18 protein-coding genes are annotated in these 16,029 nt (G+C 45.8%); 17 read left to right on the top strand and 1 reads right to left on the bottom strand.

Annotation, left to right across the window (positions count from 1 at the left end; genetic code table 11):
• Positions 1-149 precede the first annotated feature (149 nt).
• Positions 150-1,220, top strand: a complete 1,071-nt coding sequence (prfA, locus tag AB685_RS09085) for a peptide chain release factor 1 (RefSeq protein ID WP_047970259.1) — start codon at positions 150-152, stop codon at positions 1,218-1,220.
• 8 nt (positions 1,221-1,228) lie between these two features.
• Entirely contained in the window at positions 1,229-2,095 is an 867-nt protein-coding gene (prmC, locus tag AB685_RS09080) for a peptide chain release factor N(5)-glutamine methyltransferase (RefSeq protein WP_047970377.1), read from the top strand.
• A 142-nt stretch (positions 2,096-2,237) separates the two neighbouring features.
• Here prmC and AB685_RS09075 read toward each other — a convergent pair whose 3' ends face one another.
• A complete protein-coding gene (locus AB685_RS09075; protein ID WP_047970258.1) occupies positions 2,238-2,549 on the bottom strand; it encodes a hypothetical protein in 312 nt (103 codons plus the stop codon).
• 356 nt (positions 2,550-2,905) lie between these two features.
• Here AB685_RS09075 and spoIIR point away from each other — a divergent pair, with 356 nt between their 5' ends.
• From spoIIR to AB685_RS09000, 15 genes are all read left to right on the top strand, one after another.
• Positions 2,906-3,595: a stage II sporulation protein R gene (gene spoIIR / locus AB685_RS09070; protein WP_047970257.1), complete on the top strand. Its 690-nt coding sequence runs from the start codon at positions 2,906-2,908 to the stop codon at positions 3,593-3,595.
• Positions 3,596-3,661: 66 nt separating this feature from the next.
• The gene (locus AB685_RS09065; RefSeq protein ID WP_047970256.1) at positions 3,662-4,102 is read left to right on the top strand and encodes a hypothetical protein; all 441 of its coding nucleotides are present in this window, start codon (positions 3,662-3,664) and stop codon (positions 4,100-4,102) included.
• A 244-nt stretch (positions 4,103-4,346) separates the two neighbouring features.
• Positions 4,347-5,399, top strand: coding sequence for an L-threonylcarbamoyladenylate synthase (locus AB685_RS09060; RefSeq protein WP_047970255.1), 1,053 nt, complete (start codon positions 4,347-4,349; stop codon positions 5,397-5,399).
• A 122-nt stretch (positions 5,400-5,521) separates the two neighbouring features.
• Positions 5,522-6,076, top strand: coding sequence for a manganese efflux pump MntP family protein (locus AB685_RS09055; protein WP_047970254.1), 555 nt, complete (start codon positions 5,522-5,524; stop codon positions 6,074-6,076).
• Positions 6,077-6,141: 65 nt separating this feature from the next.
• Entirely contained in the window at positions 6,142-6,450 is a 309-nt protein-coding gene (locus AB685_RS09050) for a hypothetical protein (protein WP_047970253.1), read from the top strand.
• A 142-nt stretch (positions 6,451-6,592) separates the two neighbouring features.
• Positions 6,593-7,021, top strand: a complete 429-nt coding sequence (locus tag AB685_RS09045; protein WP_047970252.1) for a low molecular weight protein arginine phosphatase — start codon at positions 6,593-6,595, stop codon at positions 7,019-7,021.
• A gap of 57 nt (positions 7,022-7,078) precedes the next feature.
• Positions 7,079-8,365 carry a methyl-accepting chemotaxis protein gene (locus AB685_RS09040; RefSeq protein ID WP_047970251.1) on the top strand — a complete coding sequence of 429 codons (1,287 nt, stop codon included), beginning with the start codon at positions 7,079-7,081 and terminating at the stop codon, positions 8,363-8,365.
• Positions 8,366-8,516: 151 nt separating this feature from the next.
• On the top strand, positions 8,517-8,954 hold the full coding sequence (rpiB, locus tag AB685_RS09035) for a ribose 5-phosphate isomerase B (protein WP_047970250.1): 438 nt from the start codon (positions 8,517-8,519) through the stop codon (positions 8,952-8,954).
• A 327-nt stretch (positions 8,955-9,281) separates the two neighbouring features.
• A complete protein-coding gene (locus tag AB685_RS09030) occupies positions 9,282-9,818 on the top strand; it encodes a TIGR01440 family protein (protein WP_047970249.1) in 537 nt (178 codons plus the stop codon).
• Between the two features lie 268 nt (positions 9,819-10,086).
• Positions 10,087-11,328 (top strand): serine hydroxymethyltransferase, encoded by a 1,242-nt coding sequence (gene glyA / locus AB685_RS09025; protein WP_047970248.1) that lies wholly within the window; start codon positions 10,087-10,089, stop codon positions 11,326-11,328.
• 354 nt (positions 11,329-11,682) lie between these two features.
• Positions 11,683-12,312: a uracil phosphoribosyltransferase gene (gene upp / locus AB685_RS09020; RefSeq protein ID WP_047970247.1), complete on the top strand. Its 630-nt coding sequence runs from the start codon at positions 11,683-11,685 to the stop codon at positions 12,310-12,312.
• A 320-nt stretch (positions 12,313-12,632) separates the two neighbouring features.
• Entirely contained in the window at positions 12,633-14,954 is a 2,322-nt protein-coding gene (locus tag AB685_RS09015) for a S8 family serine peptidase (RefSeq protein WP_047970246.1), read from the top strand.
• Positions 14,955-15,136: 182 nt separating this feature from the next.
• Positions 15,137-15,262 (top strand): hypothetical protein, encoded by a 126-nt coding sequence (locus tag AB685_RS32355; RefSeq protein ID WP_277814277.1) that lies wholly within the window; start codon positions 15,137-15,139, stop codon positions 15,260-15,262.
• 155 nt (positions 15,263-15,417) lie between these two features.
• Positions 15,418-15,639: an AtpZ/AtpI family protein gene (locus tag AB685_RS09005; protein ID WP_047970244.1), complete on the top strand. Its 222-nt coding sequence runs from the start codon at positions 15,418-15,420 to the stop codon at positions 15,637-15,639.
• A gap of 2 nt (positions 15,640-15,641) precedes the next feature.
• Complete coding sequence (locus AB685_RS09000; protein ID WP_047970243.1) at positions 15,642-16,028, top strand: ATP synthase subunit I; 387 nt, start codon at positions 15,642-15,644, stop codon at positions 16,026-16,028.
• Position 16,029 lies beyond the last annotated feature (1 nt).

The following is a 16,029-nucleotide window of genomic DNA, read 5'->3' as shown; positions in this document are numbered from 1 at the left end:
CCTTATCCCTAGTGAATGGGGGAGTGTGTTTACCGTATTCCCGGCAATGTTGATTTTGACGGACCACCTAACCTATACTATAATTAAAATGTTATAGATATAAAAATAATTGCAGATTTTTCTGTACACATTTATAGAGGTGAATGCACGTGTTTGATCGTTTGCAGGCAGTAGAAATGCGTTACGAGAAATTGACGGAGCTTTTGAGTGATCCGGAAATCATCAGCGATACGAAGAAACTGCGCGAGTACTCAAAGGAGCAGTCCGATATCCATGAGACGGTGGAAGCGTACCGTGAATACAAGGCTGTCAAAGAGCAGCTTGATGAAGCGAAAGTGATGCTTGAAGATAAAATGGATGCCGACATGCGCGAGATGGTGAAAGAGGAGATTTCTGAACTTGAGGAGCAACAGGAGAACTTGGCAGAGCGCCTACATATACTTCTTTTGCCAAAAGACCCGAACGATGATAAAAACGTAATCATGGAGATCCGCGGAGCAGCTGGTGGTGATGAGGCGGCACTGTTTGCAGGCGATCTATACCGCATGTACAGCCGATATGCCGAAGCTCATGGCTGGAAAACGGAAGTGATGGAAGCCGCGTCCACTGGTGTTGGAGGTTACAAAGAAATCATTTTCATGATCACAGGTAAGGGTGCATATTCCAAACTGAAATTCGAAAATGGTGCACACCGCGTGCAACGTGTTCCGGAGACGGAATCCGGCGGACGGATCCATACGTCAACTGCAACGGTTGCCGTATTGCCTGAGGCGGAAGAGGTCGAGATTGAAATCCATGACAAGGATATCCGTGTGGATACATTCGCGTCTAGTGGACCAGGTGGACAATCCGTTAATACGACGATGTCCGCAGTCCGTCTGACGCATATCCCGACAAATACGGTGGTATCCTGTCAGGACGAAAAATCCCAGATTAAGAATAAGGAAAAAGCGATGAAAGTCCTTCGTGCCCGCGTATATGACAAGTTCCAACGTGAAGTACAAGCTGAATATGATGCGAACCGTAAGCAGGCGGTAGGAACCGGTGACCGCTCCGAGCGAATTCGTACGTACAACTTCCCGCAAAACCGTGTAACAGACCATCGTATCGGCCTGACCATTCAAAAGCTTGATCAGATCCTTCAAGGAAAGCTTCAAGAAGTCGTTGATGCGCTGATCATGGAAGACCAAGCGCTAAGAATGGAACAGATGGAGAAATGATGAAGGCCATGAAGGTGTACGAAGCCCTAAACTGGGCTTCTTCTTTTTTAAAAAAGAACGATCGCGACGAAAATGCGGGAGAATTGTTGTTGCGACACCATATGAAACTGGATCGGGCCCAGCTTTTTAGTAGAATGCAAGAAATGATGCAGATGGATACCCAAAGCTCCTTCATTTTTAACGTGCACAAGCATGTAGCCGGCATCCCAGTGCAATACTTGATGGGAAAAGAGGAATTCTACGGACGCAGCTTTTTTGTGAGCGAAGAAGTTCTGATTCCAAGGCCGGAGACGGAAGAGCTGGTGGTTGGAGTCCTGGATCGTGTGAAGAAGCATTTTAGTACTACGGATACTGATGGTGAAAAGTTGAGCGTCGTGGATGTCGGGACAGGCAGTGGCGCGATTGCGATTACATTGGCGCTGGAAAATAGCCGTCTTGCGGTGAAGGCGACTGATATCGCCGGTGAATCCTTGGAGGTTGCCATTGATAACGCGGAAGCGCTTGAAGCCGAAGTGGAATTTTTGCAAGGCGATCTGTTGCTTCCATTCATTGAGCAGGATATCAAAGTGGACGTGGTCGTTTCGAACCCGCCGTATATTCCGCAAAAGGATTATGATGGCTTATCAACGGTCGTGAAGGATTTTGAACCATATCGAGCATTGGTTGGCGGTGTGTCAGGATTAGAATTCTATGAGCGTTTCATGGACGAACTGCCGAAAGTGTTGAAGGAGCGTGCGATTGTGGCGTTTGAGGTCGGTATGGGACAAGGTGAAGTCGTGAAAGCGTTGCTTGAACAGACTTTTCCTCAAGCGATTGTAGAGGTTGTATTGGACATCAACGGAAAAGATCGGATGGTATTTGCAGAGATAGGGTAATTTTTTGTGCTGGAGGCAGGTTGCCTGAATGTTTTAAGAGGAATAGAAGAAGGGAGCTGCACCTTGCTGCGGTTGGTTTGGGCAAGGCGATGGTTTATCGGGCGGCGGAAGTGTTTGGGCTTTAACTCCACCGGGCTGGCTGCTATGCTTCCATCATAGTTCCCTCTTCCTGTTGAGGTCTGGCAATTGTCAGGCCTCTATTTGTTTTTTCTTCTACATGCTTAACAAAAGCCTGGCGGATTTCTTCCTTCTTTTCCGCGGTGCAGAAGTTAATTAGTTGGGATAAGTTCGAATCATAGGAGATGGTGCGATGGTAGTGATGGTAAAACACTTGACCGGTCATCCATCTGCCGCCTACTAGAATTTCGAAAACGATAGGTATGCTGATGTGATTGAACGCACCCTTCATTTCCCCAATGCGAAATGACTCAATGTTGCAAGTAAACGATCTCATAAAGCTATTCTTCCTTTCCAAAAATATAAAAATCTAAAGTAACACGTCCTTTTTATATACCCGCTTCCATGCCCCTTGAAACCTCCAAACTAGCAAACTACCAAAACAAAAGAAACTTGCTGGGGGGTTCGACGTGGAGGGCAAAAATCCTTGAGGGGTCTGACCCCATATTTTTCGACATCAACAATCCTGGCCCCCCTCTGGATTCCGCGTTCGACATGAGCGAGGGAATTCCTGCTGGGGTCTGACCCCTTTTTTAACTTTTTTTAAAAAGTTCTCCTCTACTTTTTTGCATTTTAGTAGTTTAGGATTTTTGTTTTTTGCCTAGACTGTTTGCTAGAGGGGAGCTGGGGGAAATGTTGAAGAAAAATAAAATTACTTTATATATAGTATTACTTTTTGTAGGGGCTTATCTTTCGCTTTTGGGGGAGCAGGCGACAGCTGGAGCAGACGTAAAGAATGGCGCGATGGTGATTCCAGACGAGGCAATCAGACTTCGCATTCTCGCGAACAGTGATAGCGAGCAGGACCAGGAGTTGAAGAGGAAGATCCGTGATCGCGTGAACGAGGAGATTACGGTTTGGGTGGAAGGATTGACTTCCATGGAGAATGCTCGTGAAGTGATCACTGGAAATATGGATGAAATCGAACAGATTGTGGAAGAGGTCATGGCAGAAGAAGGCATAGTTCAGTCCTACAATGTGGATTTTGGAAGAGTGGACTTTCCGACTAAAATGTATGGAAAATTCATCTATCCAGCAGGAGATTATGAGGCGATTCTAATAACGCTCGGAAAGGGTACCGGAGCGAACTGGTGGTGTGTATTATTTCCTCCATTATGTTTCTTGGACTTTTCAAACGGGGAAGCAACGGCAACTCCTTTTGAAGAAGAGGAAACAGCAGACGTGGCCACTGTGACAGCTTATGCTGACACATCAACATCGGAAACACAGGATTTTGTAGTAGACGAGGAGCCGGAGGAAGTGGAAGTGCAATTCTTTCTAGTAGAACTTCTATCATCTCTATGGAATAAAATTGCCGCTTAAGGTTCTACTTTTTCACTCATCTCAATAGAGTAGTAATAGAAAAATTACTAGATGAGGTGAAAAAGGATGAAAGTATTGCGGTCTGCAACACAGGATGACCTTTGGGCATTGCAGGTGTTTTTACGAAGAGCAAACATCAATGTAGTTGGACTTGAAGATAAAATAGAGGATTTCATCATCCTGGAAGAAGAGAACGAAGGCATTTGTGGAACGATAGGGATAGAAACGTATGGAGATGCAGGGTTATTGCGGTCGCTCGTGATCGGGCCATCTGTTAAACAGTTTCAGTTATTGCAGATGTTCGAGCACACCCAGCAGCATGCACGCAAAAAGGGGCTTGCACAGCTCTACCTAGTTACCAACAAGAATAACTTCATACAATTTTTCGAACTGCTCAGCTTTTATCCACAACCTATACACACAGCACCACAAACCATGCTCGCATCCGACTTCTTCCACGAAATTACCCAACAAGACGGTTGCACCTTGATGGTATGCGAACTCTAAGGGAATGTGGAGAAAGGGGTCTGACCCCTTGTCAGTAAGGTAACGCATTAACGCGCAGCGGGTCAGACCCCTTGACCCTTTTTATCCCTTAATTTCACAATACCCACAAAGTTATCCACGGAAAGGCATAGTCTTATCCACAGTTTGTGGATAAGACTTGTGTTATTTGGGGGAGTTCTTTATACTTTCAGAAGAAAACCTTACATATTCACATGTTAATAGATTGTAGAATGAGGGATTAGTTATGAATACGAAATTTTGGACTGTGGATAAAGAAGAGCCCTTAAAACACAGTTATCCACAGATTGAAGAGGCTGCCGAGTTTTTAAAGCAAAATGAAGTGGTGGCATTTCCGACAGAAACGGTATATGGTCTAGGTGCCAATGCGCTGTCAGATCAAGCGGTATTAAAGATTTTTGAAGCAAAGGGACGTCCAAGCGACAACCCTTTAATTGTGCATATAACGAAAATGGAACAACTCACAGAGCTTGTGGATAACCTGACAGAAACGGCTCATAAACTTATGGATGCTTTCTGGCCTGGGCCGTTAACGTTAGTTCTCCCCAAGAAGGAAGGGGTCTCTCGATATGTGACTGCAGGCCTTGATACGCTTGCTGTCCGTATGCCTGATCACCCGGTGGCACGAGCGTTAATGGAGGTTTCCGGCCTTCCGCTAGCGGCACCGAGCGCCAATTTGTCCGGTAAGCCGAGTCCCACAACCGCTAAGCATGTGGAGGAGGATCTAATCCACAGAATATCCGGAATTGTGGATGGTGGGGCCACTGGTGTCGGTCTGGAATCCACTGTCGTCGATTGTACAAACGAAATCCCGGTAATTTTACGTCCAGGCGGAGTGACGAAGGAGCAGTTGGAGGAAGTTGTGGGAAAAATGGATGTGGATCCCGCACTTCTCACTAATGAGGAACAGCATAAACCAAAATCGCCAGGTATGAAATACACTCACTATGCCCCTGTGGCGCCTGTTTATTTAGTGGAGGGAAGCATCGAGTTCCTGCAAACTACAATGGCGGCTGCGCAAACAGCAGGACGAAGAGTCGGCCTGCTTGCAACAGAGGAAACCATTTCCCGAACTGACACAGAGGGGATTACCGCAATCGCCTGTGGGACACAAACAGACCTTGCAACCGTGGCAACCCAGTTGTACGATGCTCTCCGGGCGTTCAACGCGACGGATGTGGATGTCATTTACAGCGAAACGTTCCCTAAGCAGGGAGTGGGAGTCGCCATCATGAACAGACTCGAAAAAGCGGCCGGGCACAAAATCATAAAAGAATAACCGTAAGGACCTCACCTATCGAGGTCCTTTTTTTGAATCCCCAAACCAACTTGTACCATTTCCCTTCTATTCCCGAAAGCTTGTGCATATCTTGAAGTAGACAAGTCCAGGGGGGGCAGCGCATGACGATCATGGTTGGGGAATTTATGACACTTTTATTGATGGCAATAGCACTAGGGATGGACGCATTTTCGGTTGGACTTGGGATGGGTATGATTAAGCTGAGATTGCGGCAGATCTTTTACATAGGAATAACGATTGGTGTGTTTCATATAGTCATGCCGCTTTGCGGGATGGCGATTGGCAAGATGCTTTCGCAGGAATTCGGTTCCATTGCGACGCTCATAGGCGGGTTGTTGCTGGTAATGCTCGGGTTGCAGATGATGCTTTCCTCGTTCAAGAAAGAAGAAGGGCCGATGATATCTCCTGTTGGGGCAGGGCTGTTCATTTTTGCTTTGAGTGTCAGTCTGGACAGCTTTTCGGTGGGTCTGAGCCTTGGGATTTATGGGGCAAGGACTTTGTTGACCATTCTATTGTTCGGTGCGGTAAGCATGCTGTTGACATGGATGGGCCTTATTTTCGGAAGAAAGCTGCAGGGGTGGCTTGGTTCCTATAGCGAAGCGCTAGGCGGTAGTATTCTGCTCGGGTTCGGCATTAAGCTATTATTCTTCATCTAGCTCTGAGATTTTTTTGCGCAGGACTTTTTTACTAGAAGGAATATTTATACTTCATGTAGAAAATAATGTATAGAAAAAGAAAGGCGGGTGATCTCTTGGTCAATAATTGGAGGGAGGCTTATGCGAAGAGGATTAAGCCGGTTTTTTTCATTCAGGTAATGGGGAGCGCGTTGATCCTCAGTCTGTTGGCAATGAACTTTATGGTGGAATTTAATTTGGTGCAATTCAAAATAGTATTTTGGTTGCTGGCTGTGATTAGTTTCGCATTGGCGCTGGAGGATATGCAGTTGAAGAGGCAGAGATCGGTCTATATTTTTAAGTTTTCGACGACACTCGTTTATCTTGTCTTTCCTTTTTTATTATTTGGTACGTAAGAGGACCTGAAGTAGGTCTTTTTTTTCGTTTTATCCTTTAAGATTTCCGACTTCATGCCGACATAAGAAGGGAGAGTGTCTTTATGACTATTTCTTCTTCTTTCTTTTTGTCTATAATAAGGAAAAAAGGAGGAGTCAGAATATGAATGTATTATTTGTGTGCACAGGCAATACGTGCCGTAGTCCGATGGCTGCCGCTATTTTAGCAGGTCGTGATTTACAGGGTGTTGAGGTGAGGTCGGCAGGTGTATTTGCCATGCCGGGCAGTCAGGCTTCAAGTCAGGCAAGAGAAGTGTTGATGGAAAAAGGCTTGCCGGTGGAGCATCGTTCCTCCCAGGTAACGGATGAGCTGGTGGAGTGGGCGGAATATATTTTCACCATGACGGCCCAGCATAAAATGCTACTGGAGAACAGTTACCCGCAAAGTGTGGGAAAAACGTATACGCTGAAAGGTTTTGTGGAGCAGTCGGGTGAAGTTTCGGACCCGTTCGGTGGTTCTGTTGCCACATATCGCGAGACATTCGAAGAGCTTCAAGAGGTAATAGGATCTATTGTAGAAAAATTAAAATAAGACTCATGCAGGACGGCTTTATAGAGAGAACCGCCCATGCATGGAGGGGGAAGCATGATGGGGGAAAAAGGGAAATTTAAGTTTGGATTGCGCTATAAATTGGTGTTGTTCACCACGATTTTAGCTGTCATCACCTATACGGTAAGTGGAATTTTCATTTATGTTGTGGCTGATTATGTAGACTTTATGGGAGCAAGTGTCTTTACCATCCTGACATTGATTCTTGGTATCGCATGGTCAGGGATTCTGGCATTCTTTGCGGCAAAATATATCACAAAGCCATTGCAACAGCTGGAGGCGGTTGCTCAGAAAGCGGCAAATGGAGATCTATCAGAGGATGTGCCTGTCTCCGATTCGCGAGATGAGATCAGTGCGGTCGGGACTGCGTTCAATTTGATGTTACATAACTTGCGTGACATGGTAAAAACCATCAATCATACATTTGAGAAAACGAATGAAAAAGTGGAAGAAATAAGTGAGGTGTCCATGCGGGCTTCCGAGCAGGCAGAAAGCATCTCCCTTACCATAGAAGAGATCGCCAAAGGTGCCGAAAGCTCTGCCTCCTCCATCCAGGATACGGCGGAATCGGTGGAAGAAGTTATCAAGATTGCCGACGCAGTCCATGAAAAAGCGACCTCGTCCCAACAGCTTTCAGAAGAGATGGTCAAAGATCTCGACGAAAGCAAAGAAGTCATCCATTCCCTTGTGTCCGGCATCCAGAAGTTGGCCGGGGAAAACCAGACGTCCTTAAAGACGGTCGAACGACTTGAAAAGAATGCAAAAGAAGTGGAAAACATCATCTCGCTTGTTGGGGATATTGCTGGCCAGACGAATCTTTTAGCTTTGAACGCCTCCATAGAAGCGGCACGTGCCGGCGAACATGGACGCGGGTTTGCTGTGGTTGCCGAGGAGGTTCGCTCGCTAGCGGATGAGAGTGCCAAAGCGGTTAAGGGAATTTCCGAGCTGATTAAAAACATCCAAGAAGAAGTGAAAAATGTCGTAACGCAAATCACTGGCCAGGTAAAGGCTGCAAATGTCGAAGCTGAAAAAGGAACGGCAACCAACGAAGTGATCGCAGAAATGACCAATTCCGTAATGGAAGTGGCTGCTTCCGTCAAGCAGATCGCAAGCCTTGTAGACCGCCAGATGGACAGCATCCAAACGACAGCGCGCCAATCACAAGAGGTAGCAGCGATTGCAGAAGAAACCTCCGCCGGAGCAGAAGAAGTCACCGCGACAACCCAAGAACAGGCAAGCATGATAGCAGATGTAGAGAAAATCTCCCAAGAGCTTGCAGGACAGGCAAACAACCTCAAGCGCATGATTGCGAAGTTCAGGGTGTAGTTGAGAAATTTTTAAAAATATAGGGAAAGCCTGGGCGCGATTGGTGCCTGGGCTTTTATGTGTTTTGGAGAGATAAACAGAACAATGGATTTTTTCCCTCCCGGGGGGTAAGATGTACATATAACAGATCTTTCGGACAGGGGATGAAAACATGAGAGTGGCAATCGCCTCAGACCACGGTGGAATTAAAATCCGTGAAGAAATTAAAGGACTACTAAAAGAATTGAACATAGAGTTTGAAGACTTCGGATGTGAATGTGAAACGTCCGTAGATTACCCGGATTACGCCCAGCCGGTTGCGATGAAAGTCGCTGAAGGTGAGTTTGATCGCGGAATCCTTATATGCGGAACAGGTATCGGAATGTCCATCGCGGCAAACAAAGTCAAGGGTATCCGTTGTGCGCTCGTGCACGATATGTTCAGTGCCAAAGCGACACGTGAGCACAATGACAGCAATGTCTTGGCGATGGGTGAACGCGTTATCGGCCCAGGACTTGCACGTGAAATCGCAAAAATCTGGCTGACAACGGAATTCGAAGGCGGACGCCATGAGAACCGTGTGAACAAGATTCATCAGTTGGAAAAATAGGTCATAAGTGATGTCGACTGTTTTGGTATGTTGGGTATCAATAGCTTAGTTGAAAAATAACAAAAAGCCTGTGGATATGGGAGGTGCTATCATACTCTATGTTCATGGGCGTTTTTTTAAAGCTCTTTGCTCGAAGAATGTTGCTATCTATTAGTGAAAAATCGGCACTTGGACTTTTCACCGCTTAACTACTCTAAAGTAGGGATGCAATTTATCCTGTACAATTAGGAAAAGAGCACGACAGCAAGGAGTATATCGGTTGGTATAAAAATACGAATAAGCTACAAAATTTACGAAAATAGCCTTTTTGAAAGGGGCAGTGAAATAATGCGTGACGAGTGGAGAGAGCAATTGCAACAGGTGTTGGCCGACTTGCAGGATCAAGCCCAACTGAAGAAGGGCCAAATCCTGGTGGTTGGATGCAGTACAAGTGAAGTGATTGGGGAAAAAATTGGGACAGCTGGAACGGACGAAGTAGCAGAAACACTCTTTGAGGTCTTAGGTGAATTTCGCAAGCGGACAGGTGTTGAGCTAGCATTCCAATGTTGCGAGCACTTGAACCGTGCACTTGTGGTGGAGCGGGAAACAGCGGATAGACGAGGGCTTGATGAGGTGACAGTTGTGCCGGTTCGACATGCGGGTGGTGCCATGGCATCATATGCCTACCATCAGTTTGACGATGCAGTCATGGTGGAGCATATCAAAGCGGACGCAGGAATCGACATTGGGGACACCTTGATCGGTATGCACATCAAACACGTGGCAGTCCCCGTACGAAGCACCGTCAAATCCGTCGGCAATGCCCACATCACCATCGCCCGCACCCGCCCCAAACTCATCGGTGGCGCCAGAGCAACTTATTAGGGGACGGTTCTCTTGCTTCCTTCGAACCTCGAAGGAAGCGAGAGAACCGTCCCTCTTTTCACTTTTCACGAAAGTTTTTAATAGTAAGCGCTATCAATCTTCCTTTTCTGTTTCTATCTTTTTGGTTGCGTGATAAAATGGAGGAGATAAAGGTTGAAAAGCCGAATGTAGTTGTTTTTTTAACAGTTAGCTCTGATAATGGGTTTGATTAATTTTACAGAGCCGACATTCCAAATTTGATGTTCATACTTAAAGGGGGATTCCGAAAGTGAAATTAGCACAACAGGATCAACAAGTGTTTCAATCAATCCAGGATGAATTGGGAAGACAACGCTCGAAAATTGAGTTGATTGCTTCTGAGAACTTCGTGAGCGAAGCCGTTATGGAAGCTCAAGGATCTGTTTTAACGAATAAGTACGCAGAAGGATATCCAGGCCGTCGTTATTACGGTGGTTGTGAACACGTAGATGTAGCAGAAAACATTGCCCGTGACCGTGCGAAGGAAATTTTCGGAGCCGAACATGCAAATGTTCAGCCTCACTCTGGTGCCCAAGCGAACATGGCGGTTTATTTTACCATTCTAGAACAGGGCGACACCGTTCTTGGGATGAACCTTTCCCATGGTGGCCATTTGACACACGGCAGCCCGGTAAACTTTAGTGGTATTCAATATAATTTTGTGGAATATGGAGTGGACAAGGACTCCCATACCATTAACTATGAAGATGTAGCGGAAAAAGCAAGATTGCACAAGCCGAAGTTGATCGTTGCAGGTGCAAGTGCGTACCCTCGTCAAATCGATTTCGCGAAATTCCGTGAGATTGCCGATGAAGTGGGAGCATACCTGATGGTAGACATGGCTCATATCGCAGGTCTCGTTGCGGCTGGTCTGCATCAGAATCCGGTACCTTACGCTGATTTCGTGACAACGACAACGCACAAAACATTGCGCGGACCTCGTGGCGGAATGATCCTTTGTAAGGAAGAATGGGCGAAGAAAATTGACAAGTCCATTTTCCCTGGCCTTCAAGGTGGCCCTTTAATGCATGTAATCGCGGCAAAAGCTGTTGCGTTTGGCGAAGCATTGCAACCATCCTTCAAGGACTATGCACAAAAAATCATCGACAATGCCAAACGTTTGGCAGAAGCATTGAAAAGTGAAGGCATTTCTCTTGTTTCTGACGGAACGGACAACCACCTATTGTTAGTGGATGTACGCTCTTTATCCATCACTGGAAAAATTGCTGAAAAAGTGTTGGACGAAGTTGGTATCACTGTGAACAAAAATACGATTCCATTCGATCCGGAAAGCCCGTTTGTTACAAGTGGAGTCCGTATCGGTACGGCTGCAGTAACTAGCCGTGGGTTCACGTTGGAAGATATGGATGAGATTGCATCCATCATTGCTTTCACGTTGAACAACCATGAAGACGAAGCGAAACTAGACGAAGCAAAGGCTCGCGTAGAAGCAGTTTCTGGTAAATATGAACTGTATCCTTCTTTAGGATAAAGGTGTGTGAGGGAGAGGTCTGAGGTTAGACCTCTCTTTTTTGTGGAAAATAACTTGAATCAAGTTAGACTTTTCTGTAGAATCAATGGAAGTGTGATTTGAGAGTCCGGTCCCGTAGAGAGAAGACCGGCTACTATCTGACATGAAGGCTCTTTTCATAAAGGTTTGTTACCTGTCCATAGTAAAAAGTTGGTAGTTTGACTTTTTACAAGTGGTTAGTACGGTATATTGCAGCCTATTTAAAAGTATCTGCAAGAAAAGAGCACGACGGCAACGTTTAATACGTCAGAATTCATAATACGCATAGGCGAAAAATATGCGATTGCAACCCATGATAAAAAGGAGAGATTTCGAATGGCAAAAGTGTTCGTATTTGATCACCCGTTAATTCAGCACAAACTTACATATATCCGCGATGTAAATACAGGTACAAAAGAATTCCGCGAACTAGTGGATGAAGTGGCAAGCTTAATGGCATTCGAGATTACCCGTGACCTTCCACTGCAAGAAGTGGATGTGGAAACACCGGTTTCTGTTTCAAAATCAAATGTGTTAGCAGGGAAAAAGTTAGGAATCGTTCCAATTCTTCGTGCCGGCCTTGGGATGGTTGAAGGAATGTTGAAGCTGATCCCGGCTGCCAAAGTTGGACATGTCGGCTTATACCGCGATCCGGAAACTCTTCAACCTGTTGAATATTACGTGAAATTACCTTCCGACGTGGAAGAAAGAGACTTCATCGTTGTTGACCCAATGCTTGCAACAGGCGGATCTGCAGTAGAAGCAATCCAATCCCTGAAAAAGCGCGGCGCGAAAAGCATCAAGTTCATGTGCCTAATCGCTGCTCCAGAAGGTGTCGAAGTCATTAAAGAAGCGCATCCTGACGTAGATATCTACATCGCTGCCCTTGACGAAAAGCTGAACGAAAAAGGCTACATCGTCCCAGGACTAGGCGACGCTGGAGACAGACTGTACGGAACGAAATAATCATTACACAAATAATTCTTTTAGCAAATTAATCTTTTAATAAAGCTGTCCAAAGGTCGAAGTGTATTTTGACCTCTGGGCAGCTTTTTTGTATTTTCAAAAAAGGACTAAATACTCAGGGGGATATATGGATTGTCGACAATTTCAGATGATTTATTGAATAATTAAGCCGCTTTATTGAATAATTGTCCCCGTTTATTGATCAAACCACCTAATTCATTAAATAATTCCAAAGCCTCACATCAACCATTCACCTTCTTCCCTCATTCCATGCATAATCCCTTCCCAATAACAAATGCTAATTATTAGAGGTGAAGGACGTGAAAATCAGAAAGGTTTTTTTATGCGTGGGGGCTGCTGGATTGTTGCTCACCACTCAACTTCAGCCGTTAAACACAACAGCTTCGGCATCTATATCACCATCTTCAACAGTCAATGCACCTACAAACGACTTTTTACATACAACCAACACAACAAAATACCCGAAAAGGCCGCCGCTTCCGGTAAACAGAACAGGCAATGAACAGGAGGAGCAGACGGTTATTTTAATCGTGAAGGACAATAGCCAGGACGCGATCCAAAATATAATCCAACAAAAATACCCGAACTTAACAATAAAACGCACCTATACAGCTGTGTTCAAAGGGTTTGCCATTCATGGCCCCCTGAAAGATCTGGAGCAGTTACAAAAAGAACCAGGCATCCTTGAAGTTTCCCCTGTCACCAATTACACCCCGACCATCGATGAGAGTGTACCTTTCATTGGGGGAGAGAAGATGCAACGACTATACGACAAAGAGGGAAACCGACTCACCGGCAGAGGAGTGAAGGTCGGCATCATTGATACAGGCATTGACTACACCCATCCGGATTTAAGAAATAACTATGGCGGTGGCTATGACTTTGTCGACGAGGACGAGGATCCGATGGAAACGAAGCGTTCCCAAGGGATGCCAACACTACATGGTACACATGTAGCAGGGATAATCGGTGCAAATGGACATCTCCATGGTGTTGCGCCGGAAGCGGAACTTATCGCCTACAGAGTGCTTGGGCCAGGTGGGCAAGGGTCCAGTGAACATGTCATCGCGGCGATCGAGATGGCCATTCATGACAAGGTCGATGTTCTCAATCTCTCACTTGGAAACACGATTAATGGCCCGGATTGGCCGACAAGTCTTGCGTTGAACAAAGCGGTGGAAAAAGGGGTCGTTGCTGTCACATCCAGCGGCAATTCCGGCCCGAACCTTTGGACGGTTGGTTCGCCGGGGACGTCTTCTGAAGCTATATCGGTAGGTGCTTCTACGCCGCCACTTCATATTCCACATTTGACCCCAATTTTCTCCAGAAGAGAGATAGAAATGCTGCCTTTACAAGGCTCGCTCCCTTGGGACTTTTCCAAAAAGCCCATGGGTATGGTGTATGCGGGACTTGGGGAGGAAGATGACTGGAAGGATTTGAAGGTGGAAGGGAAGATTGTGCTGCTCGAACGAGGTAAGATTCCTTTTTCGGAAAAAGCCCATAATGCCAAAATGCGTGGAGCGGCCGGGCTGGTCATCTATAACAATCTAGAGGGTAATTTTACAGGGACCTTGGAAGTTGAAATGGATATCCCGGTCGTTTCGATTTCAAGGGAGGATGGGGAGTATTTACAAAAACATCTGAAACGAAGCTTTTCGATGGTGAAGACGACCTTCAAATGGCATAAGGACGATATCGCAAGCTTCAGTTCCCGGGGGCCGGTGACGCATACTTGGGAGATCAAGCCTGATGTGGTTGCGCCTGGTGTGGCGATTGACAGCACGATTCCAAACGGATATCTGGCACTCCAAGGTACAAGCATGGCTGCGCCACATGTGGCTGGTGCAAGTGCACTCATCAAGCAGGCACATCCCGACTGGACGCCGGCTAAAGTGAAAGCAGCCCTGATGAATACGACCAAGCCTCTTATAAAAGAAGACGGCAAAGACTATTCCGTCCTTGAACAAGGAACGGGTCGCATCCAGCTCGATGAAGCCATCAGGACAAACAGCCTCGTCTACCCTGGATCGCTCAACTTCGGAATGCTGCAAAAGAAGGAAACCAGAAAGCAAAAGGAAATTCCGATAACCATTGAGAACGTATCAGATAAAGAAGTCACATACTCAATTGAACCTCCGAAACAACAAAAAGGCATCCAGTGGAAAACGCCGATTACGTTTACCTTGCAGCCAAAAGAAAAACGCGAAACCAAGATCACACTTGATATCACCCCCAACCAGCAAACCACGGGGATGCACGAGGGAGAGGTTGTTGTAAATGCTAACAGCCAGAAAATCCGTCTGCCTTTCCTCTATATAATAGAAGAACCGGATTATCCGCGGATTATGGGATTCCAGTTCGGCTATGGAGACAAGGAAGGTGAGTACCAGTATGAGGTGTACCTGCCAGAAGGTGCAGAGGAACTCGGAATAGCTCTCTATGAAGTGGATACGCTCCATTTCATTGACTACCTTGACTGGGAGCGGGATCTACCGCGCGGGCTGTATAAAAACCAGATTCCTGCAGATCGGGTGAAAGTGAAGGGGCTTGTGAAAGCGGTCGTGTTTGCCAAAAAGCTGGACAAGGAAGACACGGTGGAAGCTGACCTTTATTTTGAATGAGTGGGTTGCGTGAACAGGCGTGCCTGACACCCTTGGGGAGCGAAAGAACCGTCCCTTGGACATTTTTGTCGAAATGTGTCAAGCAACACATCCTGAAACGGCGTAATAGTCACATAATGTTCACAATCGACAAACTTAATCACTACGACATATATGATAAAATAATGTTATACAACAGCCGAATGAGGAAGAGCGTTCATCATTTGGCTGTTTTTTTCTGGGGAATTACATGGCCAGAAAATGCCGTTATCAAGCGTCAAAAAGAGAGAAATCTTACCATCGAAAAGATTGTCGATTTTTCCCTATAACACATTGACATTGATAAAGTGCTATTGTATGCTTACAAAGGGTATAAAATGACAGGGTTTTCATAAGCCATTTACAGACATTTTATTACATATTTAGCATCGATTTATAAGCAAGACCTCATGATTTTTACCGCATGTAAAACGGGGTGTTTTCTATGGAAGATAAACGCCGCCCATTCCAAGCAATGGCTTTGATGTCCGGAATCCTTTCCTACTTAGTTGGTCCCACCTTAGTCGGATTATTTGCAGGGAGATGGCTGGATGGCAAGATTGGTACAGAACCATTGTTCCTTATTATTGGACTTCTTTTAGGACTAGTAGCCGGTGTATTAGGAGTATTATACCTGGTCCAAAAATTCTTCTCAGGAGAGTCATAAATATGCCTGAATCAACTGAAAGTTTTATAAGGCATATGAAGTATTTCTTATTTTTTCTTGCCTTTTTTGTAGTAGGGTGGGGATTCACTTCCCATCAGGAATGGTTCGCAGGATTGATCCTGGGGACAGTGATAAGTGTTTACAACCATTGGCTGTTGCATCGGAAAGTGAAGAAGTTCACGGAAGCGGTTGCCGAGGGTGGGAAAGCTGTCACATTAGGTTCTCTTTCCAGAATGGCCGCAGCAGTTCTCGGTGTGGTCATCGCCATGAGATATCCAGAAACTCTGAATCTCTACGGCGTCATCATAGGGATTATGACATCCTATATTGTCATTATCATAGATTCATTTGTAACACTCTTTAAAGCAGTGGGGAAGAGAGGTGAGTAGT

It is taken from the genome of Bacillus sp. LL01 (assembly GCF_001037965.1).
This window is presented reverse-complemented; position numbering and strand designations above follow the sequence as displayed.